At 72.1% G+C, this 21,447-nt stretch carries 20 protein-coding genes; 4 read left to right on the top strand and 16 right to left on the bottom strand.

Annotated elements, in window-relative coordinates:
- Positions 1-183 precede the first annotated feature (183 nt).
- The 6 genes from MDN94_RS00190 to MDN94_RS00165 form a co-directional block, all read right to left on the bottom strand.
- On the bottom strand, positions 184-852 hold the full coding sequence (locus tag MDN94_RS00190; protein ID WP_482723984.1) for a DUF305 domain-containing protein: 669 nt from the start codon (positions 850-852) through the stop codon (positions 184-186).
- A gap of 5 nt (positions 853-857) precedes the next feature.
- Positions 858-1,505: a DUF3105 domain-containing protein gene (locus MDN94_RS00185; RefSeq protein ID WP_482723983.1), complete on the bottom strand. Its 648-nt coding sequence runs from the start codon at positions 1,503-1,505 to the stop codon at positions 858-860.
- Positions 1,506-1,576: 71 nt separating this feature from the next.
- The gene (locus MDN94_RS00180) at positions 1,577-2,011 is read right to left on the bottom strand and encodes a hypothetical protein (RefSeq protein ID WP_482723982.1); all 435 of its coding nucleotides are present in this window, start codon (positions 2,009-2,011) and stop codon (positions 1,577-1,579) included.
- Positions 2,012-2,149: 138 nt separating this feature from the next.
- A complete protein-coding gene (locus tag MDN94_RS00175) occupies positions 2,150-4,264 on the bottom strand; it encodes an MMPL family transporter (protein ID WP_482723981.1) in 2,115 nt (704 codons plus the stop codon).
- A gap of 169 nt (positions 4,265-4,433) precedes the next feature.
- A complete protein-coding gene (locus MDN94_RS00170; RefSeq protein WP_482723980.1) occupies positions 4,434-4,688 on the bottom strand; it encodes a hypothetical protein in 255 nt (84 codons plus the stop codon).
- Entirely contained in the window at positions 4,685-5,065 is a 381-nt protein-coding gene (locus MDN94_RS00165) for an ArsR/SmtB family transcription factor (RefSeq protein WP_482723979.1), read from the bottom strand. Before MDN94_RS00165 ends, MDN94_RS00170 begins: the two co-directional genes overlap by 4 nt.
- A 223-nt stretch (positions 5,066-5,288) precedes the next feature.
- Between MDN94_RS00165 and MDN94_RS00160 the strand changes: the two genes are divergently transcribed.
- Positions 5,289-6,650 (top strand): glutamine synthetase family protein, encoded by a 1,362-nt coding sequence (locus tag MDN94_RS00160; RefSeq protein ID WP_159692659.1) that lies wholly within the window; start codon positions 5,289-5,291, stop codon positions 6,648-6,650.
- 569 nt (positions 6,651-7,219) lie between these two features.
- Here MDN94_RS00160 and MDN94_RS00155 read toward each other — a convergent pair.
- Positions 7,220-7,681, bottom strand: coding sequence for a MarR family winged helix-turn-helix transcriptional regulator (locus tag MDN94_RS00155; RefSeq protein WP_482723978.1), 462 nt, complete (start codon positions 7,679-7,681; stop codon positions 7,220-7,222).
- A gap of 107 nt (positions 7,682-7,788) precedes the next feature.
- Here MDN94_RS00155 and MDN94_RS00150 point away from each other — a divergent pair, with 107 nt between their 5' ends.
- Both MDN94_RS00150 and MDN94_RS00145 read left to right on the top strand, forming a co-directional pair.
- Positions 7,789-8,736, top strand: a complete 948-nt coding sequence (locus MDN94_RS00150; RefSeq protein WP_482723977.1) for a quinone oxidoreductase family protein — start codon at positions 7,789-7,791, stop codon at positions 8,734-8,736.
- Between the two features lie 553 nt (positions 8,737-9,289).
- Entirely contained in the window at positions 9,290-9,496 is a 207-nt protein-coding gene (locus MDN94_RS00145) for an antitoxin (RefSeq protein WP_307706019.1), read from the top strand.
- Between the two features lie 68 nt (positions 9,497-9,564).
- Here the strand turns inward: MDN94_RS00145 and MDN94_RS00140 are convergent, their stop codons facing one another.
- The 3 genes from MDN94_RS00140 to MDN94_RS00130 form a co-directional block, all read right to left on the bottom strand.
- Positions 9,565-10,233, bottom strand: a complete 669-nt coding sequence (locus tag MDN94_RS00140) for a class I SAM-dependent DNA methyltransferase (RefSeq protein ID WP_482723976.1) — start codon at positions 10,231-10,233, stop codon at positions 9,565-9,567.
- Entirely contained in the window at positions 10,230-10,361 is a 132-nt protein-coding gene (locus MDN94_RS00135; RefSeq protein ID WP_482723975.1) for a hypothetical protein, read from the bottom strand. The genes MDN94_RS00140 and MDN94_RS00135 overlap by 4 nt, the downstream gene beginning before the upstream one ends.
- 118 nt (positions 10,362-10,479) lie before the next feature.
- Positions 10,480-10,911: a VOC family protein gene (locus MDN94_RS00130; protein ID WP_482723974.1), complete on the bottom strand. Its 432-nt coding sequence runs from the start codon at positions 10,909-10,911 to the stop codon at positions 10,480-10,482.
- Between the two features lie 407 nt (positions 10,912-11,318).
- On the opposite strand from MDN94_RS00130, the gene MDN94_RS00125 reads away from it, so the two are divergent.
- Positions 11,319-14,306, top strand: coding sequence for a bifunctional [glutamine synthetase] adenylyltransferase/[glutamine synthetase]-adenylyl-L-tyrosine phosphorylase (locus MDN94_RS00125; protein ID WP_482723973.1), 2,988 nt, complete (start codon positions 11,319-11,321; stop codon positions 14,304-14,306).
- 255 nt (positions 14,307-14,561) lie between these two features.
- Here MDN94_RS00125 and MDN94_RS00120 read toward each other — a convergent pair whose 3' ends face one another.
- The 6 genes from MDN94_RS00120 to MDN94_RS00095 all read right to left on the bottom strand — a co-directional run bounded on the left by MDN94_RS00120 (position 14,562) and on the right by MDN94_RS00095 (position 21,078).
- Positions 14,562-15,455, bottom strand: coding sequence for a phosphatase PAP2 family protein (locus tag MDN94_RS00120; RefSeq protein ID WP_482723972.1), 894 nt, complete (start codon positions 15,453-15,455; stop codon positions 14,562-14,564).
- A gap of 74 nt (positions 15,456-15,529) precedes the next feature.
- Positions 15,530-16,609 (bottom strand): LacI family DNA-binding transcriptional regulator, encoded by a 1,080-nt coding sequence (locus MDN94_RS00115; protein ID WP_482723971.1) that lies wholly within the window; start codon positions 16,607-16,609, stop codon positions 15,530-15,532.
- Positions 16,610-16,687: 78 nt separating this feature from the next.
- Positions 16,688-17,257: a GNAT family N-acetyltransferase gene (locus MDN94_RS00110; protein WP_482723970.1), complete on the bottom strand. Its 570-nt coding sequence runs from the start codon at positions 17,255-17,257 to the stop codon at positions 16,688-16,690.
- A 30-nt stretch (positions 17,258-17,287) separates the two neighbouring features.
- On the bottom strand, positions 17,288-18,028 hold the full coding sequence (locus MDN94_RS00105; RefSeq protein WP_482723969.1) for a TetR/AcrR family transcriptional regulator: 741 nt from the start codon (positions 18,026-18,028) through the stop codon (positions 17,288-17,290).
- A 185-nt stretch (positions 18,029-18,213) separates the two neighbouring features.
- Complete coding sequence (locus MDN94_RS00100) at positions 18,214-20,115, bottom strand: hypothetical protein (protein ID WP_482723968.1); 1,902 nt, start codon at positions 20,113-20,115, stop codon at positions 18,214-18,216.
- A 162-nt stretch (positions 20,116-20,277) separates the two neighbouring features.
- Positions 20,278-21,078, bottom strand: a complete 801-nt coding sequence (locus MDN94_RS00095; protein WP_482723967.1) for a tyrosine-protein phosphatase — start codon at positions 21,076-21,078, stop codon at positions 20,278-20,280.
- Positions 21,079-21,447 lie beyond the last annotated feature (369 nt).

Genomic DNA, 21,447 nt, shown 5'->3' with positions numbered 1-21,447 from the left:
GTCGTGCCTCCTGGATGCGTCAAGGCCCCGAGCCACCTCATTCTCGTGGCGCCGTAAGGCGTACGCGACCGCAGCCGCCCGTACCCGCGCGGCACCGGCCGCCCGTACCCCGCGAGCACCGGAACGCGCACGGCCCCGTCCCGGAGAGGTCCGGGACGGGGCCGTGGGGAACGGCGGCGCGTGTCAGGTACGCGGCTCCGCGCCACGGCGGTGCAGCAGATCGACCATGAGCTCGACCTCCGACGCCTGAGCGTCCACCATGCCCTGCGCCAGATCGCGCTCCACCTCGACCGTGCACTGCTCGACGCAGCCCTCGGCCATGGCGATCCCGCCGTTGTGGTGGATGATCATCAGCTGGAGGTAGAGGACCTCCGCCTCCTTGCCGCTGAGCCGCCCCAGCCGCTCGAGGTCGGCCCTGCTCGCCATGCCGGCCATCAGCGAACCGTCCTCGGCCCCGTGTCCGCCGCCGTGGTCGCCGTGGTCGCCGTGGCCGGAGCCTTGCGAGGCCATCCATCCCATCGGCTCGGCGTCGGCGTCCACCTTCGGCAGACCCCACAGATCCAGCCAGCCCAGCATCATGCCGCGCTGGTTGGCCTGGGTGTTGGCGATGTCGTACGCGAGCCTGCGCACTTCCTCGTCCTTCGTCCGGTCACGGACGATGAACGACATCTCCACCGCCTGCTGGTGGTGGACGGACATGTCACGGGCGAAACCGGCGTCCGCCGACGCCCCCGCCGGCGTACGGTCCGCGGCAGCGGATCCGCTGCTCCCCGCGGAGGCCACCGTGGCCGCCCCCGCGAAGAGCAGCGCGAGCACCACCGCGGTGACGGCGGCCCAGTGCGTACGCGTCATGCCCCTCACTTGCCGCTCAGTCCGCCCGTGCAGGCCGCGCCCGGCTCGGGCGTCTGCGGGCCCTGCACGTACTTGGTGAAGAACTGGCTGACCCGCTTGTCGTCGGCCGAGTCGACGGTCACCTGCTTGCCCCAGGCGCTCAGCATGATCGCGCCCTGCTGGCCCTTGTACGGGCTCATCAGCGTGTACGGCGTCTTCTTGACCTTCTCGGCCAGCTTGTCCACGTCACCCTTGGCCGCCTTGTCGGTGTACGTCACCCACACCGCGCCGTGCTCCAGCGAGTGGACGGCGTTCACCTCGGGGATCGCCTCCTTGTAGACGTCGCCGTTGCAGTTCATCCACACCTGGCTGTGGTCGCCGCCGACCGGCGGCTTCATCTCGTAGGAGACGGCCGTCTCGACGTGGTTGCGGCCGAGCTTCTTCGCGTCCCAGGACTTCTCGTCCTTGACCGGGGCCTTCGCCTCGGCGACGCGCTGCTCCTTCTCCTCGGACTCCTTGTTGAGGACGAAGCCACCGAAGCCGACGAGGCCGGCGACGACGACGGCGCTGATGCCGATGGTGAGGATGCGGTTGCGGCGCTCACGGGACTGCTCGGCCCGGCGCATCTGCTCTATCCGGGCCCGGCGGTCGTTGCTGGTGTTACGGGAAGCCATGGTGGCGGTGTCCTTCGTGAAGTCTGCGGAATGGGGGGTTCAGCGATGCGTGCGAGGTCGTGCGGGCGGTGTCACGTCCGCAGCACCTGAAGGACGTGCAGGTCCGGGGCGCGCGCGAGCGCTCCCGAACGGCCTCGGCCGCCGGCGTCGGCGGAGGGTCCCGGATGGGGGAGCGGCGCGCCCGCCTCCAGCGGAGCGTCGGGCTGCGGAGGCGGCACGGTGAGCACCGCGGGGCTGAGCACCGGCAGCAGGCCGCAGCCGCCGTCGTCGTACGGGCAGCTGTACGCGGTCGCAGTGTGGGCCGCCGTCCGTGCCTGCGCCGCCTGCGCCCCGGCATCCGCCGCCCCCGTCGCCCCCGGGCCGTGGGCCCGGGGAGAGGGTCTGCCGTGGTGGGCACCGGCCGGGCCGAGGCAGATGAAGAGCGCGCCGAGGAGCGTCGCCACGGCGCTCAGCAGAGCCGTGGGACGCGCGGTGCGCGAGAGGCGGTCGGTCCGCGAACCCCCCATGGCCGCAGATCGTAGTGTGCGGACGCCACCGGCACCGCAGACGGGCGGCAATTAAGGGCCTCCCGGCGACGCCGCGGGGCCCCGCCGCGATGCGACGGAGCCCCGCGAGGGCCGTGTGCCCCCGACCGCCGCGGGGCGTCAGACCCGTTCCTGCGCGCGCCCGGCCGGCGCCGACCGCTCCTCGGCGGCCTCCGCCCGTGCCCCGGCCTTGAACAGCCGGCCCGGCCACCAGAACCAGCGGCCCAGGTCGAGGGCGAGCGCGGGCACCAGCACCGTACGGACCAGGAACGTGTCCAGCAGGACGCCGATGCCGACGAGGGTGCCCATCTGCGCCATCGTCACCAGCGGCAGTCCGGCGAACACCGCGAACGTCGCGGCGAGCACGACGCCCGCGCTGGTGATGACCCCGCCGGTGGTCGTCAGACCCTCCAGTACCCCGCGTGCCAGGCCGAGGCGCTCCGACTCCTCCCTGACGCGGTGCATGAGGAAGATGTTGTAGTCGATGCCGAGGGCGACGAGGAACACGAAGCCCATCAGCGGCAGCGACCAGTCGACACCGGCGAAGCCGAGCAGATGCTCGAACAGAACGTTCGAGGCGCCGAGCGCCGCGAAGTACGACAGCACGACCGTCGCCAGCAGCAGCACGGGGGCGACGATCGCCCGCAGCAGCCACACCAGTACGAGCAGGACCACCAGCAGCACCACCGGGATCACGGTCCGCAGGTCACGATCGGCGGCCCGCTGTGTGTCCAGGGTCTGCGCGGTCGTGCCGCCCACCAGGGCGTCGGCCCCCTCCACGTCGCCGACGGCGGTGCGCAGCGCGTCGACGGTGTCCTTGGCCGCGTCGCTGTCAGGGGCGTCCTCCAGGACGACGGACAGCGTGGCGAGTGCGCCGTCGGGCGAGCGGTCACCCGCGTCGACCCGGGCGACGCCCGGCACCTTCGCGGCGGCCGCCTCGACGGCGCCGATCCGGGCCGCGTTCGTGACGATCTTCGCGGGGTCGGAGGCGCCCGACGGGAAGTGGGCCGAGATCCGCTCCTGGGCGACGACCGACTCGGGCTTCTCCTGGAACATCTCCGACTGGGTGAGCCCCATGTTGATGCCGAACGCGCTGAGCGCCAGCACACCCGTGACGCCGACCGACATCAGCCACGACCAGCGCGGACGCCGCGCGACGGCCGCACCGGTACGGGACCAGACGGTGACCGCCTTCCGCGCGGGCGTGCCGTGGCGCGGCACGAAGGGCCAGAACACCCAGCGGCCCGCGATCACCAGCAGCGCCGGCAGCACGGAGACCATCGCCAGGAAGCCGCAGACGACGCCGATCGCGCCGACCAGTCCCAGCGAGCGGGAGGAGTTGATGTCCGCCAGCGACAGGCAGGCCAGTCCGACGGCGATGGTGCCGGCGGAGGCGAGGACCGCCGGCCCCGAACGCCGCAGCGCGAGCCTCATCGCCACGTGCCGGTCCTCGTGGTGGTGCAGCTCCTCCCGGTAGCGGGCGATCAGCAGCAGCGCGTAGTCGGTGCCCACGCCGAAGACGAGGACCATCAGGATGCCGGCGCTCTGCGGGTCGACGGGCAGCCCCGCGTACTTGGCCAGCAGATAGGTGGCGACCTGGGTCAGGACGGCGGCGAAGCCGACCGACAGCAGCGGGAACAGCCACAGCACCGGGCTGCGGTAGGTGATCAGCAGCAGCGCGGCCACCACCAGGCCGGTGGCGATCATCAGCGTGGCGTCGAGCGTGTCGAACACAGCGACCTGGTCCATCAGCGAGCCGGCCGGTCCGCCGACCGCGACGTCCAGACCGGGCGGGGCATTGGCGCCGGCGATGTCGCGGATCTCCTCGACCCGGTCGCCGAGCTCGTCGGACAGCGGTACGACCACCATCAGGGCCCTGCCGTCGTCGGACCGCAGCACGGGCGACAGCTGCCGGCCCTCGGCGACATGCGGGGCGAACGCGCGGCGGTCCGACTCGGCCGCTGCGCGGTCGTCGGCGGCGAGAGGCCGGTCGGCGCTGTACACGACGACGACGGGCATCACCTCGTCGGTGCGGAACTTCTCCAGTTCCGTGTTGACCGCGGCCGATTCGGCCCCCCGCGGCAGGAAGGCGTTCGGTCCGGTGTCCTCGACCTCGCCGAGCTTTCCGGCGAGCGGGCCGAGGGCCACGACGACCACGATCCAGCCGAACAGGACGAGCCATTTGGCGCGTCGGCCGCCGGGCGCCGAGGCCAGGCGCTTGAGCAGCGCTTTCATGAGTAGTCTCCTGAGTGTGGAGTGCGGGACGCACGGAGCCCGCGCCGCGGCGTGACGGGTTTGCAGACCTGCCGTGGCGTGAGGGAAGTGCCTGGGACTTGTGCTTCACGGGTACGGCCGGGAGTTGCAGCTCCCGGCCGTACCGCCATCGCGATACGTGCTCGCGGTCCTACTCGATCTCGCGCATCATCTTCTCCATCGAGGCGAGCGAGACGCGGGTCTGCGTCAGCTCGTCGAGCGTGCGCCGGTGCAGCTCGGTGCTGTCCTCGAGCAGCTGCGCGTACTTCTCCGCGAGTTTGCGGTACTCGGTGTCCCGGGTCGCCAGTACGCGGGCCCGCCACGTCGCGGCGACCTGCCAGACGATGACGATGCACAGCAGGAACACCCCGGCGGAACCGACCGCTCCCACGATGTCGCCGCTCATTTCGCCGTCTCCTTCATCGTGTCCTTGCCCTTGTCGTCCTTGGCGTCGTCGGTGAGCGTGCGCGCGGCTCTCGCGACGACCTCCGGGGTCAGCGCGTAGCAGAACGGCGTCAGCTCGAAGAACTTCATCGCCTTGCCTCCCTCGGACAGCTCGAGCTCGCCCCGGACCAGTCCCGCCGCCTCCAGCCGCTGCAGATGCATGTGCAGCAGGGGGCGACCGATGGCCAGCTCACGGGCGAGCCGGCTCACGTAGTCGCGGCCGTCGAAGAGGGCGGCGACGATGCGCATCCGGTGCGGATTGCCCAGGGCGGTGAGGATCTTCAGCAGCGCGTCGCCCGTGAGCTCCGGTCCCGGTGCCGGGCCCGGCTTCTCGCTCATCGCGCCCCCTTGGCTCGTATGTGTCAGTTCAAACTGACACTCCCGCCGGTACGTGTCAAAGAAACCTGACACATGTCCGGGAGGAGTGAGGGGGGCCTCAGGGTCGTCTCGGGGTGGCCCCTGACCCACAATGGGCACAGCCGCGTGCGCAACCTCCCCGAAACCCGCGGATGGAATGCTCCAGGGAGCAGGCACGCGCCGTGACGGGCAAGGATGGGTGGAAATGGACAAGCAGCAGGAATTCGTGCTCCGCACGCTCGAGGAGCGCGACATCCGCTTCGTACGCCTGTGGTTCACCGACGTGCTCGGCTTCCTGAAGTCGGTCGCCGTGGCACCGGCCGAGCTGGAACAGGCCTTCGACGAGGGGATCGGCTTCGACGGCTCCGCGATCGAGGGCTTCGCCCGGGTGTACGAGTCCGACATGATCGCGAAGCCGGACCCGGGGACCTTCCAGATCTTGCCCTGGCGCGCGGAGGCGCCGGGCACGGCCCGGATGTTCTGCGACATCCTGATGCCCGACGGCTCGCCGTCCTTCGCGGACCCCCGCTTCGTGCTCAAGCGGATCCTGGCCAAGACCTCGGACCTGGGCTTCACCTTCTACACCCACCCCGAGATCGAGTTCTTCCTGCTCAAGGACAAGCCCGTCGACGGCAGCCGGCCCACGCCCGCCGACAGCTCCGGCTACTTCGACCACACCCCGCAGAACGTGGGCATGGACTTCCGCCGACAGGCGATCACCATGCTGGAGTCCATGGGCATCTCGGTGGAGTTCAGCCACCACGAGGGCGCGCCCGGCCAGCAGGAGATCGACCTGCGCTACGCGGACGCGCTGTCCACGGCGGACAACATCATGACGTTCCGTCTGGTCATGAAGCAGGTGGCGCTCGAGCAGGGCGTCCAGGCCACCTTCATGCCCAAGCCGTTCTCGGAGTACCCGGGCTCCGGCATGCACACCCACCTGTCGCTCTTCGAGGGCGACCGCAACGCCTTCTACGAGTCCGGCGCCGAGTACCAGCTCTCCAAGGTGGGCCGCTCCTTCATCGCCGGCCTGCTGCGGCACGCCGCCGAGATCTCGGCCGTCACCAACCAGTGGGTCAACTCCTACAAGCGGATCTGGGGCGGCTCCGCCCGCAGCGCCGGCGCGGGCGGCGAGGCCCCCTCGTACATCTGCTGGGGCCACAACAACCGCTCGGCCCTGATCCGCGTCCCGATGTACAAGCCGGGCAAGACCGGCTCCGCCCGCATCGAGGTCCGCTCCCTGGACTCCGGCGCGAACCCGTACCTCTCGTACGCCGTCCTGCTCGCCGCCGGCCTCAAGGGCATCGAGGAGGGCTACGAGCTCCCCGCGGGCGCGGACGACGACGTCTGGGCCCTCTCCGACGCCGAACGCCGTGCCATGGGCATCGCCCCGCTCCCGCAGAACCTGGGCGAGGCGATCGACCTGATGGAACGCAGCGAGCTGGTGGCCGAGACCCTGGGCGAGCACGTCTTCGACTTCTTCCTTCGCAACAAGAAGCAGGAGTGGGAGGAGTACCGCTCCGAGGTCACAGCGTTCGAGCTGCGCAAGTCCCTGCCGGTGCTGTAGGCGCAGGTCAGCGCTGGTACTGCCTGTCCAAAGCACTCCGGGTCGACGGTCTCGTACCGTCGGCCCGGAAGCGTCGTACCCGCCCTGGGCCGTCTGAGGGCCGTCCGGTGCCGAAGCGATGCCACCTGCTGTCCATGGCCCTGCGCGCGCCCGCCGCTGCTCGGTTTGAAGCTGTAGCCCTGGTCTCCGATGATGTGGTCGGGTCGGACGCGATGGAGTCGACCGACACAAGCCAGTCGATGTCCCCGGCTGCGTCCGCCCTGGCCTGGGCAGCCTGGGTACCCGCTCGAAGGTGCCGTCCAGGGCCCACCGCCGGAACCGGGTGTGCGGCGTGGCCCATGGGCCGTACCGCTCGGGCACGTCCCGCCGGAGCCACCCCGGTCCGGAACTTCCACACGATCCCGTTGAGCACCGTGCGGTCGTCCAGCCGCTTCCTGCCCCGCAACGACTCTGGCAGCAGCGGCCGGACGAACTCCACTCGGCATTCGACAGTTCATGGCGACGTATCACCCGACCGTGATCCGCTTACGTAGTGATGATGGCTGCCGCGCGTGCGGTGAGCCGCGGGCTCAGGTGGCCGGCGGGCCTGGCGCGTGGCGCGTCTGCTGGATCAGGACGGTGGTGGCGCGTTCCAGAAGTTCGCAGAGGGAGGCGTGCTCGGAGGGCGTGAACGCGTCGGTGAGAGCGCGCTCGAGGATGATCACCTCCTGGTAGGCGCGGTCCAGCAGCCCCCGGCCCTCTTCGGTGAGGGTGGCGATCTGCACCTTGGCGTGCACCGGAGACGTCTCGCGGCGGATGAGTTCCTTGGTCTCCATATTGGTCAGCACGCTACTCATGCTCTGCTGCGTAACCCCGCAGGAGCGGGCCAGTTGGGCGCCGGACATGCCGCCTTCGCGCGAGAGGATCAATAGCACGGTGTACTGCGTCATGGTCAGCCCGTAGGCGCGCAGCACTGCCTCGTGGTGGGCCATCAGCGCCTGCTCCGACCGCCTGATCCGGGTGCAGAGGTCATCCTCGATCGGGGCTTCCACCGTGTACTCCCGCTCCGTTGACACAGGTTCCTGGGTTGACCCAGGAACCTTATATACCTACAGTCCTCGACTGTAAGGATACTGACTCAGCACAGGGGGCTGTAACCATGAAGGCTGTCCTTCTCGACACCGATGACCATTACCGGGTCGCCGAACTCGATGAGCCCGCCCCCGGCCCCGGCCAGGTGGCGATCCGCGTCGCCTACGCCGGGATCCAGTGGGGCGACACCATGGTCCGGGACGGGCACTTTCCCGTGCCACGTCCCTTCGTCCCCGGCTTCGAGGCGTCCGGGCACGTTGCCGCGGTCGGCGAGGGCGTCGACCCGGGCCGTGTCGGTGAGCCCGTCACCGCGCTGACCACGGCAGGCGCCTACGCCGAGGTGGTCCTGGCGCCCGCCGTGCTCGCAGTGGGCATCGGCGACATGCCGCTACGGACGGCCGCAGGTCTCGGGTGGGGCGCACCGACTGCCTTCGATCTGATCAACACCGCCGCGCATGTGCGGCCTCGCGAGAGCGTGCTGATCCACGCAGCCGCCGGCTCAGTCGGCACGCTCGCCGCCCAGTTCGCCCGAGTGGCCGGGGCCGGCCGGATCGTCGGCGTGGGCGGCGATGATCTCAGGGCCGACTACGCCGCCCAGTTCGGCTATGACCAGATCCTGCTGCGCGAGGAATTCCCGACCGCGCTCGGCGACGAGAAGTTCGACATGATCCTCGACCCGGTCGGCGGCTCGACCCGCCACGCCGGCCTCGAGCAGCTGGCAGAGCACGGCCGACTGGTGGCATACGGCAACCTCAGCACCTATGAACCTGTGCTGGCCAATACCAATGACCTGCTCATGCACGGCAAATCGCTCGTGACCTACAACAGCAGCCTGCTCAGCCGGACCCATCCCGAGCGGCTCGCCGACAGTGCCCGCCGTGCACTCGGCCTCGTCGCCGACGGCCATGTGCGCGTGGACATCACCGCTGAGTACGACCTGGCGGACCTGGCCATCGCCGTGCAGCGCCTCGCCGAGGGCACAACCCATGGCAAGAGCATCGTCCGCGTCGACTGAGCGATACCGGACTGCCCACGACGTCAACGAACGGAGCCGCAGGCACACGGCGAGCACCGAGCAGCGGTGCACTACCGCGCCCAGGTCCGGCGGCACCGTCGGAGAGGGACGTGGGCCGCCCGTCCGAGGCGCAGCCGCCGAGCTTCCCGGGCGAAGCCTCCGAGGTGCAGAGGAGGCCGACCCCACGCCGACGGCGGCATCGGCCGTCCCGGAGGAGCCGGAACCCCCGCCGGACACCGCGGCCGCGTCCACACGGTGAGAGGTTCCGCGACTGCTGACGTCGGAGGAGGAGGAAGGATTCCGCACACGCCGGCAGGACCGCCACTTTCTCCCGGCACAAGCAGGACCTGGAGGGGCAGTGGAGCCAGGGCGAGGAGACCGACACGGAGGACCTGCGCATGGCCCTGCGGACATACCGTTCGTTCTTCAACCGCCTGCTGTCGAGCTGACCACCCGTGGCCCCGGCTTCTTCGACCACCTGCGCGGATGCGAAACGCGCCCGGTGCGGTGACCCTGGAAGTCACGGGGGACCCTGCGGCGAGGAGGAAACCCCATGTCCATGATGGACAAGCTCAAGAACATGCTCAAAGGTCATCCGGAACAGACGGACCGGGGCGTCGAGAAGACCGGCGACTACGTGGACGGCAGGACCCAGGGCAAGCACAGCCGCCACGTCGACACGGCACAGGACAAGCTGAGGGACCAGTACGGGTCCGGCGGCGCCGGTGGAACGGAACGCCCCGACGAACCGCCCCGGTGACCTCACCCGCGTGAACGTACCGGCCCGGGCCGGTGGGGCAGCGCCCACCGGCCCGGGCCACCCCGCGTCTACGCCCCGGCGGGCTTGCGGGCCAGCAGATGCGCCTGAGGCGTCTTCTCGTCCGGCTCCGCCTCCCGCACCATGGTCGCCCGCACCTCGAAGCCCACCTCCCGCAACTGCTCCGCCACCAGATCCGGCCGCATCCGGCGGAAGGCGAGCGACACACTGTGACCGAAGGCCTCCGTATAGCGCGAGACGTCCTCACCGACCTGGAACGCCAGCGCCAGGTGCCCGCCGGGCGCCAGCAGCCGGTAGAACTCCGCGAGCACGCCCGGCACCTCGGCGGACGGTATGTGGATCAGCGAGTACCAGGCGACGACGCCGCGCAGCGACCCGTCGGCGAAGCCGCCGAGGTCCGTCACCGAGCCTTCGTCGAACCGCAGTCCGGGGAACGTGCGCCGGGCGAGCGCGACCATGGAGGGCGACAGGTCGACGCCCCTGATGTCCGTCCCCAGCCGGTCGAGATACGCCGTCACCCGCCCCGGTCCGGACCCGAACTCCACGACGGGGCCGCCCCCGTCCTTCGCCACGGCCCCGGCGAAGGCGGTCAGCATGGCCAGAGTGAGGGGCTTGCCCTCCGGCTCGCCCTTGAACGTCTCCGCGTAGTCGGCGGCGATCGCGTTGTACGAGTCGCGGGTGTCCCGCAGGAACGAAGGTTCTTCGTGCGGCGTCGTCATGCGGCATCGAACCACGGCTCGGCGACGGCCCGGTGCGCGACCCGGCCGACGGGACCGGATTGCGAGGTGCGGCCGAACTCCGCGCGCAGGGCGCTGAGATGGGCGGGAATCGCGTAATCGGTATCCATGCAGGCCATGGATACCAGACGCGTCCGACAACGACGTTCGCCCGGCGCTCCACGGCGTACGTGACGAAGGGACCCTGGCGGCGGTCCGGTCCGGGACTCGTCCGCCGCCAGGGAATCGTCAGCGCTGCGACAGCGGTGCCGGGGCCTCCTGGACGCACCAGCTGTTGCCGTCCGGGTCCTTGAAGAACATGAACGAGTTCCACTCCTCGCCCGTGCCCTCCTCCCAGCCCGTCGCGCCCACGTGCTGGATCGACGTCACCGGTACCCCGCGTGACATCAGCTCGGAGTGGGCCTTCGCGATGTCCGTGACGCACAACTGGAGGCCGTGGAGCGTGCCGGGGGTCATCGTGGGCTGGTCGGGATGCGGGGGCATGCCGCCCAGCAGGGCGATGGAGCAGCGCGACCCCGGCGGGGTCAGCTGGATGATCCGCATGCCGGGGGCGACCTCGGAGTCGAGGTCGACCTTGAAGCCGCAGGCCTCTGCGTAGAAGGTCTTCGAGCGGTCCAGGTCCGTGACCGGGACGGGGACGACTTCCAGGGTCATTTCCACGGGTGGAATCCTTTCAACGGGCCACATCGGTGGTGAATCGCCAGCGGTCTGTCCGAACAAGGCGCCCTCGGCCGAGCCGAAGGCCATGCGGGGCGCAACCCCGGAATACCAGCGCTTCGCCCGCCCCGTGCGCGAACACGCCGTCGCCGGCCGGAACGCCCGGTCCGGGCCGTACCTTTCCACATGGAGCGCCCCGCCGCGCCCGATGCCGGGCTTCCGGTCACCCGGACCCCCTTGCCTCGGACCGTGCCCGGTGTCGCCTGCTCGTCGGACCGGCGGCGCCGGTGCCTGATCGCCGCCCCGGCGGACCGGCCGGGACCCGGGAACCGCGTGGTCCGCCGGGCCCCCCGCGCGCGCCTGCGGTTACGCTCGAGCGCACACGGCGGCACGGCAGGACGGAGACCGGGATGACGGTTCCGGGGCGCAGGAGCAGCACTTTCACCCGGCTGCTGAGGTACGGCTTCACCGACCCCTCCGCGGCCGCACGCCTCCTCGAGCTCCCCGACATGGCGTCGGTGCGCAGCGACCCCATGCTCCTCGACGCCCTCGGCGCCACCGCCGACCCCGATCTGGCGCTGCGCTCCCTCGTCCGCCTCGCCGAAGCGCACGAACCGGACGAGCGACGCCGGTTCCTCGACGGCCTCATCACCGCGAAGCCGTTGCGTGACCGGCTGCTCGGCGTCCTCGGGGCGTCCGAGGCGCTCGGCGACCATCTGGCCCGCCACCCCCGCGACTGGCACGCCCTCGCCACCTACGAGTCCGCCGATCTGCATCCCGGAGTCGCCGACTTCGAACGCGGACTCGCCGACGCCACCGACCCCGTGTCCCTGCGCGTCTCCTACCGCCGCTGCCTGCTGGCCATTGCCGCCCGCGACGTGTGCGGCACCACCGACGTGGCGGAGGCCGCCGCCGAACTCGCCGACCTCGCCACCGCCACCCTGCGCGCCGCCCTCGGCATCGCCCGCGCCGCCGCGCCCGAGGACGCGGCGGCCTGCCGGCTCGCCGTCATCGCCATGGGCAAGTGCGGCGGCCACGAGCTCAACTACGTCTCCGACGTCGATGTCATCTTCGTCGCCGAACCCACCAACGGCACGGAAGAGGCCAAGGCGCTCCAGGCCGCGACCCGGCTCGCCTCCCAGCTCATGCGGATCTGCTCGGAGACCACCGTCGAAGGCAGCATCTGGCCCGTCGACGCCAACCTGCGGCCCGAGGGACGCAACGGCCCCCTGGTCCGCACCCTCTCCAGCCACGTCGCCTACTACCAGCGCTGGGCCAAGACCTGGGAGTTCCAGGCGCTCCTCAAGGCCCGGGCGGTCGCCGGCGACCCGGCCTTGGGCGAGGCGTACACAGAAGCGGTCGCCCCGCTGGTCTGGCAGGCGGCCGAACGCGAGAACTTCGTCGCCGACGTCCAGAAGATGCGCCGCCGCGTCGTGGACAACATCCCCGCCGCCGAGATCGAGCGCGAACTCAAACTCGGCCCGGGCGGCCTGCGCGACGTCGAGTTCGCCGTACAGCTCCTGCAACTCGTCCACGGCCGCAGCGACGCCACCCTGCACAGCGGCACCACGCTCGAAGCCCTCCAGGCCCTCGCCGCCGGCGGCTACGTCGGCCGGGCCGACGCCGCCCAGCTCGACGAGGCGTACCGCTTCCTGCGCGCCATGGAACACCGCATCCAGCTCCACAAGCTGCGGCGCACCCACCTCGTGCCCGAGCAGGAGGCCGACCTGCGGCGCCTCGCCCGCTCCCTCGGCCTGCGCACCGACCCCGTCACCACCCTCAACCGCGAGTGGAAACGCCACGCGTCCGTCGTACGCCGGCTGCACGAGAAGATCTTCTACCGTCCGCTGCTCGACGCCGTCGCCCAGCTCACCCCCGGCGAGACCCGCCTCAGCCCCAAGGCCGCCGGCCAACGCCTCGAAGCCCTCGGATACGCCGACCCCGCCGCCGCGATGCGCCACCTCGAGGCACTCGCCTCCGGAGTGAGCCGCAAGGCCGCCATCCAGCGCACCCTGCTGCCCGTGCTGCTCGGCTGGTTCGCCGACTCCGCCGACCCCGACGCCGGGCTGCTCGGCTTCCGCAAGGTCTCCGACGCGCTCGGCAAGACCCCCTGGTACCTGCGGCTGCTGCGCGACGAGGGCGCCGCCGCGGAGAACCTCGCCCGCGTCCTGTCCGCCGGCCGCCTCGCACCCGACCTGCTGCTGCGCGCACCGGAGGCCGTCGCCATCCTCGGCGACCCAGAAGGTCTGCGGCCACGCGGCCGTGACCACCTCGAACAGGAGATCCTCGCCGCCGTCGGCCGCGCCGACACCGCGGAGGCGGCGGTCGCCGCGGCCCGCGGGGTGCGACGCCGCGAACTGTTCCGTACCGCCGCGGCCGACATCATCGGCTCCTACGGCACCGAGGAGAACCCCGCGCAGGCCGACGCCGGCACGCTCGTCGACCAGGTCGGCGACGCGATCACCGAACTCACCGCCGCCACCGTCGCGGGCGCCCTGCGCGCCGCCGTACGCGGCACGTGGGGCGACACCCTGCCCACCCGTTTCGCCGTCATCGGAGTCGGCCGCTTCGGCGGCCACGAGCTCGGATACGGCTCCGACGCGGACGTGCTCTTCGTCCATCAGCCCCGTGACGGCGTCGACGAACAGGAAGCCGCACGGGCCGCCAACAGCGTCGTCTCCGAGATGCGCCGGCTGCTGCAACTGCCCACAGCGGATCCGCCGCTGCTGATCGACGCCGACCTGCGGCCCGAGGGCAAGAGCGGACCCCTCGTGCGCACGCTCGGCTCCTACGGGGCCTACTACCGGCGCTGGTCCCTCGTCTGGGAGAGCCAGGCCCTGCTGCGGGCCCGGCCCATGGCCGGCGACACCGCGCTCGCCGAGGCGTTCATCGAACTCGTCGACCCGCTTCGCCACCCCCGCCAAGGACTCGACGACGAAGCGGTGCGCGAGATCCGCCGGCTCAAGGCGCGCATGGAGTCCGAACGCCTGCCGAGGGGCGCCGATCCGACCCTGCACACCAAGCTGGGCAGGGGCGGTCTGAGCGACGTCGAATGGACGGTCCAGCTGCTGCAGATGCGGCACGGCTGGGAGGTGCCGGCGCTGCGCACCACCCGCACCCGCGAGGCCCTGCGGGCGGCCTGCGCCGCCGGCCTCGTCTCCGCGGACGACGCCCGCACCCTGGACGAGGCCTGGGTCCTCGCGACCCGCGTCCGCAACGGCGTCATGCTTGTGCGCGGCCGCGCGGGCGACACGTTCCCGTCCGACGCGCGCGAGCTGGCGGCGGTGGGGCGCTACCTGGGGTACGGGCCGGGGCACGTGGGAGACATGCTGGACGACTACCGGCGCGTGACGCGGAGGGCGCGGGGCGTGATGGAGGCCGCCTTCTACGGGGCGTAGCCCTGGGCCGGGCGGCGGGTGCGGGACCCGGCCCGTCTGCTCCCGCTACGCCGGGTCCCGTGGGGGAACCCCACCGGACCCCCGCGCTTCGAACGCCGGCGAGGTTGAAGTTCCCGGCTCGAAGCGCGGTAACGCCGCCCCGCAGGGCGGTACGGGGTCGGGGCCCTGCCCGCCGCGCGGCGGTCCCGGACATCGGTACAGCGGGAAGGGGCGGGTGGGGAACAGCCCGCCGCAGGCGGGGGCGACGGCCGCTCGTCAGGTGCGGGCCGCGGGGAGGAAGCGGCGGACGCCGCTCTCGCCCGGGTCGCGGGGCAGTTCGACCACCAGCTGCGGAAGCCGATGAGGAAGCGCCCGGTACCACGCGTACGACACCGCGAAGCCGAACATGAGGCACAGCAGGCCGCCCACCGCGTCCAGCCAGAAGTGGTTCGCCGTGGCAACGATGACGACCAGCGTCAGGGTCGGGTAGAGCGCGCCGAGGATCTTTGCCCACGGCGTCGTCGCCAGCGCGAAGATGATCACGCCGGACCACACCGACCAGCCGATGTGCATGGACGGCATCGCCGCGTACTGGTTCGACATGTTCTTGAGGTTGCCCGAAGCCATCGAGCCCCACGTGTCGTGGACCAGCACGGTGTCGATGAAGTTCTGGCCGCTCATCAACCGGGGCGGTGCGAGCGGGTACAGGTAGTAACCGACCAGAGCCACACCTGTGGTGGCGAAAAGGACGAGCCGTGCGGCAGCGTAACGGCCCGGATGCACACGGTAGAGCCAGACGAGCACACTGATGGTGACGACGAAGTGCAGGGTGGCGTAGTAATAATTCATCGACACGATGAGCCATGTCACCGAGTTCACCGCGTGGTTGACGGACTGCTCGACCGCTATGCCGAGGGTTTGTTCCAGCTGCCAGATCCAGTCCGCGTTCCGCATGGCCTGGCTCTTCTGCTCGGGCACGGCGTTGCGGATCAGTGAGTACGTCCAGTAACTCACCGCGATCAGCATGACTTCGAACCAGATGCTGGGGCGCGCGGGTGTGCGCGGCGGCCGTGGCCGGGAACGGGCAGACGACTCGGCGGCCTCGTCCTCCACGATGGGCGACGGAGTCGCCGCCCGGCCTTCCAGAGTCTTCACGGTCACTTCACCCATGGGAGAGGAGTCTGCCAGATGCACGCCGCTCTCCGATCATCCCTCCGACGGGTTCGTGACGCATACTGTCCGACTCACGGACGAGGGGTTTCTCCGGGTCGTTCTCCGGGTGCCGAGGCCGTTGAACCGCGAACCACCAGTTCCGGCATGAAGACGAACTCGCCGTGCACCGGAGCCCTGGGCCGGTCGGGCGCGGAAGCCGAGTGACTGTCGCCGGTCTCCTCCAGGAGGGCCCGCACCGAGGCCTGCCCCATAGCCTGCACCGGCTTGCGGACGGTGGTCAGCGGAGGATCGGTGAAAGCGATCAGGGGTGAGTCGTCGAATCCCACGACGGAGATGTCGTCGGGCACTTCGAGGCCCCGGTGCCGGGCGGCCCGTATCGCGCCGAGCGCCATCATGTCGCTGGCGCAGACGACGGCCGTGCAGCCACGGTCCATGAGCGTGGCGGCAGCGGCCTGGCCGCCCTCCAGCGTGTACAGGGAGTGCTCGATCAGTTCCGCCGACGATTCCGGCGGGATGCCCAGTTGATCCTGGAGCGCGAGCCGGAAACCCTCGATCTTGCGGAGCACGGGTACGAACCGCCGGGGGCCGACCGCGAGTCCGATCCTGGTGTGGCCGAGCGAGGCGAGGTGGGTCACGGCGAGCTGCATCGCGCCGCGGTCGTCGGCCGAGATGAACGGCGCGCGCACGCCGGGCGCGAACCCGTCGACGAGGACGAAGGGGACGCCCTTGGCGCGGAGCCGGTCGTAGCGGTCCATGTCGGCTGTGGTGTCGGCATGCAGCCCGGACACGAAGATGATCCCCGAGACGCCGCGCTCGACCAGCATCTCGGTGAGCTCGTCCTCCGTCGAGCCGCCCGGCGTCTGGGTGGCGAGCACCGGCGTGTAACCCTGCCGGGTCAGGGCCTGGCCGACGACCTGGGCGAGGGCGGGGAAGATCGGGTTGTCGAGGCCGGGCGTGATCAGCCCCACCAGGCCGGCGCTGCGCAGACGCAGGCGTACGGGCCGCTCGTAACCGAGCACGTCGAGGGCGGCGAGCACCGACTGGCGGGTGGTCGCGGCGACGCCGGGCCTTCCGTTGAGAACCCGGCTCACCGTCGCTTCGCTGACCCCCGCCTGGGTCGCGATGTCGGCCAGGCGTGCGGGTGCGGTCACGGACCGGACTTTACCGTCCGGATCTGCGGTTTCCCACCGGGCCTCGGCCCCGCGGGGTCCGGATCCGGCGGCCCCGGCTCAGTGGACCTCTTCCCACCGCGCCTCGTTCGCAAGGGAGTTGTCGGCCGGTGGCACCGGGCCGAGCTGCTTCTCCAGCAGTAGCACCCCGTAAGTGCTGCCGTCGGCGGCCCGCTTGGCCGGCTCCTCGCCCACCACCCGGTAGCCGGCGGCCTCGTAGTACGTCCGCAGACGTGGATTGCGGCTCAGGCAGTCCAGCCGGGCCAGCTGCCGGCCGGCCGCGACGATGCGCCGCTCGGCGTGTGCGAGCATCGCCCGTCCCGAGCCGGCCGGTGCGTGCGCGCGGTCGGTCATCAGGCGGTGCACGTACCCGGCGACGGGCGGCCGAACTCCCCAGGCCGGCACGTCGTCCCACCACAGCTCGTAGGCTCCGGCGGTCCGGCCGCCGGCCTCCAGCAGCCACACCTCGCCCTCGGCGATCCGGTGACGGAAGTGGCCCGCGTCCTTGTCCCCGGGCTTCCACTGTTCGATGCCGTGGCGCAGCATCCAGTGCGCGGCGTCGTCGTAGAGGGCGACGAGAGCGGTCGTGTCGGCGACGGTGGCGGGCCGGAAGGCGTAATCGTAGGTCACAGGAATCGATGATGCCGGACGCCGTTGGTCCTACCGCAGCCGCTGGGCGGGTACTTGGGCGGCCGACGCGGTTCTCGTGATCGCGGGGAGCAGGGCCGCGATCCGGCCCATCAGGTCGCCGAACGGGCCGTCCATCGGTTCGTCCGCGAGGATGCGGACGAGCAGGGCGGCCATCTCGTCGTCGTAGGCGGCGCTCACCGCGGCCAGCGCCGCGAAGTCGTGGACCAGTTGCAGTTCGAGCTCGGCGCGCGGGACGCGCCGCCCGTCGAGCCAGATCAGCGCCGTGGACTCGGCGAGCGACACCCAGGAGCGCACGACCAGCTCGAGGCGCGCGGACGGGCTGTCGATCCCGAGATGCTCGAGGATCTGGTCGTGCGCGGCCTGCCGCACCTCGTCGATCATCGCGTTGGCCGTGGACGAGCCGACGGCGGGCCCACCGCGCATCAACGCGAAGAAACCGGGGCCGTGTTCGTCGACGAAGTCGAAGAAGCGGCCCATGACGCGCAGCAGCCGCGCGCCGAGCGGCCCCTCCCGCGGTTCCAGGAAGCGGGCGGCGAGCTCGTCGGCGGCCCGGCGCAACGCCGCTTCGTACAGGCTCTGTTTGCCGGGGAAGTAGTGGTATACGAGCGGCCGGGAGATGCCCGCGGCCGCCGCGATCTCGTCGATCGAGACATCGTCGGGCGAGCGGTGGCTGAACAGCTCCAGCGCCACACCGATCAGCTGCTGTCTGCGCTCCTCGACGCCCATCCTGCGCCGCACCCCGGTCGTCATGCGGACACCCTACCCACTGGGGTCCGGGCGCCGGGGCGAGGACGGCCCGCCGAGGACACCGGCGGGACGCCGTTGACCAGCGCGTCCACGGAGGTTCCGGGGGTGCCGTCGGGCCGTGCCGGGCCGGTGGGGGCGGGAGGCCGTGGCCCTCGCCGCGGACGTCCGGAAGCGGCACCGGCGCGGGCTCAGCGCAGCGGCCGCACCCGAGTGCCGTCCGCCAGACGGCCGTTCAGTTCCGGCCGTGCACCCTCACGGGAACGGACCGCCACCACATGCCCGGTGGTCCCGCCCTCCGCACCGCCGCCCGCGACGGTGACGGAGGCGAGCTGCCGGCTGCCCGCCGCCAGCACGTACCACTGCCCGGCCCGCGACTGCCACAGCACACCGGCCAGCACCCGCGGTTCGCGCACCCCGCACGCCGGCGAGTCCTCCGCCCGCGCCACCACCGTGCCCGCCGCGCCCGGACGTTCGGCGGGCGCCTGGAACTGGGCCATGACCCTGCTGCCCGTGCCCCGCCAGGTCTCCGCCCGCGTACATACCCAGCCCGCCGTGCCGTTCGCCTCCGGCAGCCGCTGTCGGGCGTACTGCCAGGAGTTGACGCTGCGCACGCCGTGCGCCCGTACGCCGGGCAACAGGCAGGCCGTACGTGCCCACGACGCGCGCGCCGCGGTGCCCGTCACGTCCTCCGGTGCGCCGGGAGGGCCGAACGTGAGCCGCGCGGGGGTCAGTTCGCCGAGGTCCGTCACCAGCGTGAGGGCGCTGCCGTCGGTCAGTTCCAGGCCGTGCCACGCCCGGCACGCCCGTTGCTGCACGGGACTCGGCAGCCGCTCGGTGAGACCGTCCGCGTCCCGCCGCACCGGACGCGGCCGCCCGGCGGGGTCCAGCAGGTCCCGCGCCGACACGTCTCGTACCCAAGGCGCCGTGAGGTAGCGGACGTTGTCCCGCGAACGCCCGGCGACCAGCGCCCCGGAGCCGCCGGCGTCGGCCCCGTCCGTACGGGCGAAGTCCAGCGAAGCGTCCCCGGCCGCGCCCGGCGCTCCGGTCGTCTCGGCGTAGCGGACGACGCGCAGCCCGTCATGGAGGACGACGACACGCGCCGCGCCGACCTCGCCCGCGAACAGCAGCTGCGGCGGTCCCATCGGCGGCCCGGACGGCGTCCCCGGCGTCGACGTGACCCGGACCGCCGCTCCGGGCCCCGCCCAGGCGGTGAGCGCCCGGCGCAGCAGCGTACGGTCCGCCGACAGGGATCCGCGGGCCGGCCACACGGAGAAGTCCCTGCGGGACGACTCCCGCCAGGCCATGGGCGCGACCCGCACCAGCCGGTCCGGGTCCAGCGCCGCCTCCACGGCGGGGTGACGGGTGTGGGGCACGGTGTCGGCGCCGTCGCCGCCGCCCGGCAGCAGGAGCAGCGTCCCGCACACCGCGAGCGCGGCGGCGGCCACCACGGCCGCCCTGGTGTGTCTGCGGCGGCGCATCAGGTCGGTGGGCCGCACCTGGAGGGAGCAGGCGTCGAACTCGGCCGAGCGGAGCAGCTCCGCGCCGCGCGTCCCGTCCGCCACCCCGTCCGCCTCCGCGAGAGCCGAGTCCGGGTCGGCCGCCCTCGCCGCCGTCAGCACCTGGCGCAGGTCATGGTCGGGCAGCTTCTCCAGATGGCGCAGTACGTACGCGGCCCTGCCCGGCCCGGACAGCGCGGAAAGGCGCTGGTCCAGGGCGAATTCGTCGGCGCCCCCCGAGCGGGGGAAGACCCGCAGACCCCACACGTGCGGCAGCAGCGGCGGGAACTGGGCGCGCCGGGGCAGTGCCCGGCGCCTCAGCGGCTGCGACGCGTCCAGCGCCTGGCGCAGCACACGGTCCCGCACGTACCGGTACCCCGGGTCGCCGGCGCCTTCCGGACGGCGGGCCCGCGGCACGGCTGCGGCGGGCGGCGCGGCGGCGGTGTCGCCGCGGGGGAGCGAACGCTGCACGACGGCATGGGCGGTCAGCACCCGGCGGCCCTGGCCGAGGGACGGCGGCAGCACCAGGTAGGCGATCCGCACCAGGCGGGGATAGTGCTCGACGACGGCCGCCTCCGCCTGCCCGAGACCCACCCCCGGCCGGATCCCTGAGCCGTCCTCTGCCCCGTTCGCGGCGTCGGCGGTGACGGGGCCCGGGAGGGGGTCCGGGGAGGGAACGAGGTCGTGTGGGCGCACGTTCAGGCAGAACGAGCGAATCGGCGTATGGTCACCGGGCGCGACGCGGGCGCGGGCGCGTCAGGCGGGGACGATCAGTCGCCCGCGGATGCTTTCCAGCGCCGCCTGCGTGACGCCGAGCCCCTCCCGCACGTACTTCTCCATGGAGCCGTAGCGCGCGTCGACCTCGTCCAGGGCGGCCGCCAGGTAATCGGGGACGACGCCGATGACCGACAGCGCCGTCTCCGGCCGGCCGCCCTGAAGGGTGTATCCCTCGACGAGCGGGGCGAACGCCTCACGCACCGCCACGTTGACGGACATGTACTCGGCCTCCACCGCCTCCGGCGTCGCGCCGAGCAGTGTGAGCACGATCGTCGCCGCCCAGCCCGTGCGGTCCTTGCCGGCCGTGCAGTGGAACAGCAGCGGGCCCGCATCCGGGTCCGCGACCTCGTTCAGGAACGCCCGGTACGACGAACGTGCCGAGTCGGTCGTCACGAACCCTCGGTAGATGTCGCCGTACATCTCCCGGCCCCGGCCGCCGCCGAGTTCCTGCTCCGCCACGGCCGGATCGCTGAGCAGCCGCCGCAGCCGGGCCGCCGCCGGCGTCCGGCCGGCGGCGACCTGGTCGGCCAGGACGTCGGCGAGCAGCAGCCGCCCGCCCTCCGGGAGCCGGTCGGGCCGGGCCTCACGCTCCGCCCGGGTGCGGAAGTCCACGACGGTACGGATGCCGAGGGCGGCGACGGCCGGGTCGGACGCGGCGTCCATCCGGTCCAGCTGCCCGGAGCGGAACAGCAGACCGCTGCGCACCGACCGGCCGCCGGGCAGAGGCGTGCCGCCCAGATCGCGGAGGTTCGCGACGGTGGTCGAGGGGATCGCGTTCATGATGCGGAATGTAGGCCCACCGGACGTCGGCCGCCGGTCGCGACACCGCCGCCCGTCAAGGACCGGCCGCTGAACCGCACCGTCCCGCGCGCACCGCTCCCGCCGTTCGCGGCGCTCACGAAGAACCCGGCGTCCTGCGTCGCCGCCGTGCCCGGTACCGACACGGTGGCGACCGGGTGCGACGGCAGGGCCGGTGCCGAACGCGTCCCCGGCGCGCGCCCGGTGCCGCGGGCGGGGAGGCCGGACGGGGCAGAGCGGCGGCCGCGTGAGAGTGCGCGGCGAGCACCGCGCCGGCTCCCACAGCTCCCGCGATGCCGAGCAGCGTACGTCTCGCCAACTCGTTCACGAGCGCTCCTCCGCGTTGCTGAC

This window comes from Streptomyces sp. WAC00040, from assembly GCF_056835925.1.
The sequence above is the reverse complement of the archived record's forward strand: the minus strand, read 5'-3'. Positions and strand labels throughout refer to the sequence as shown.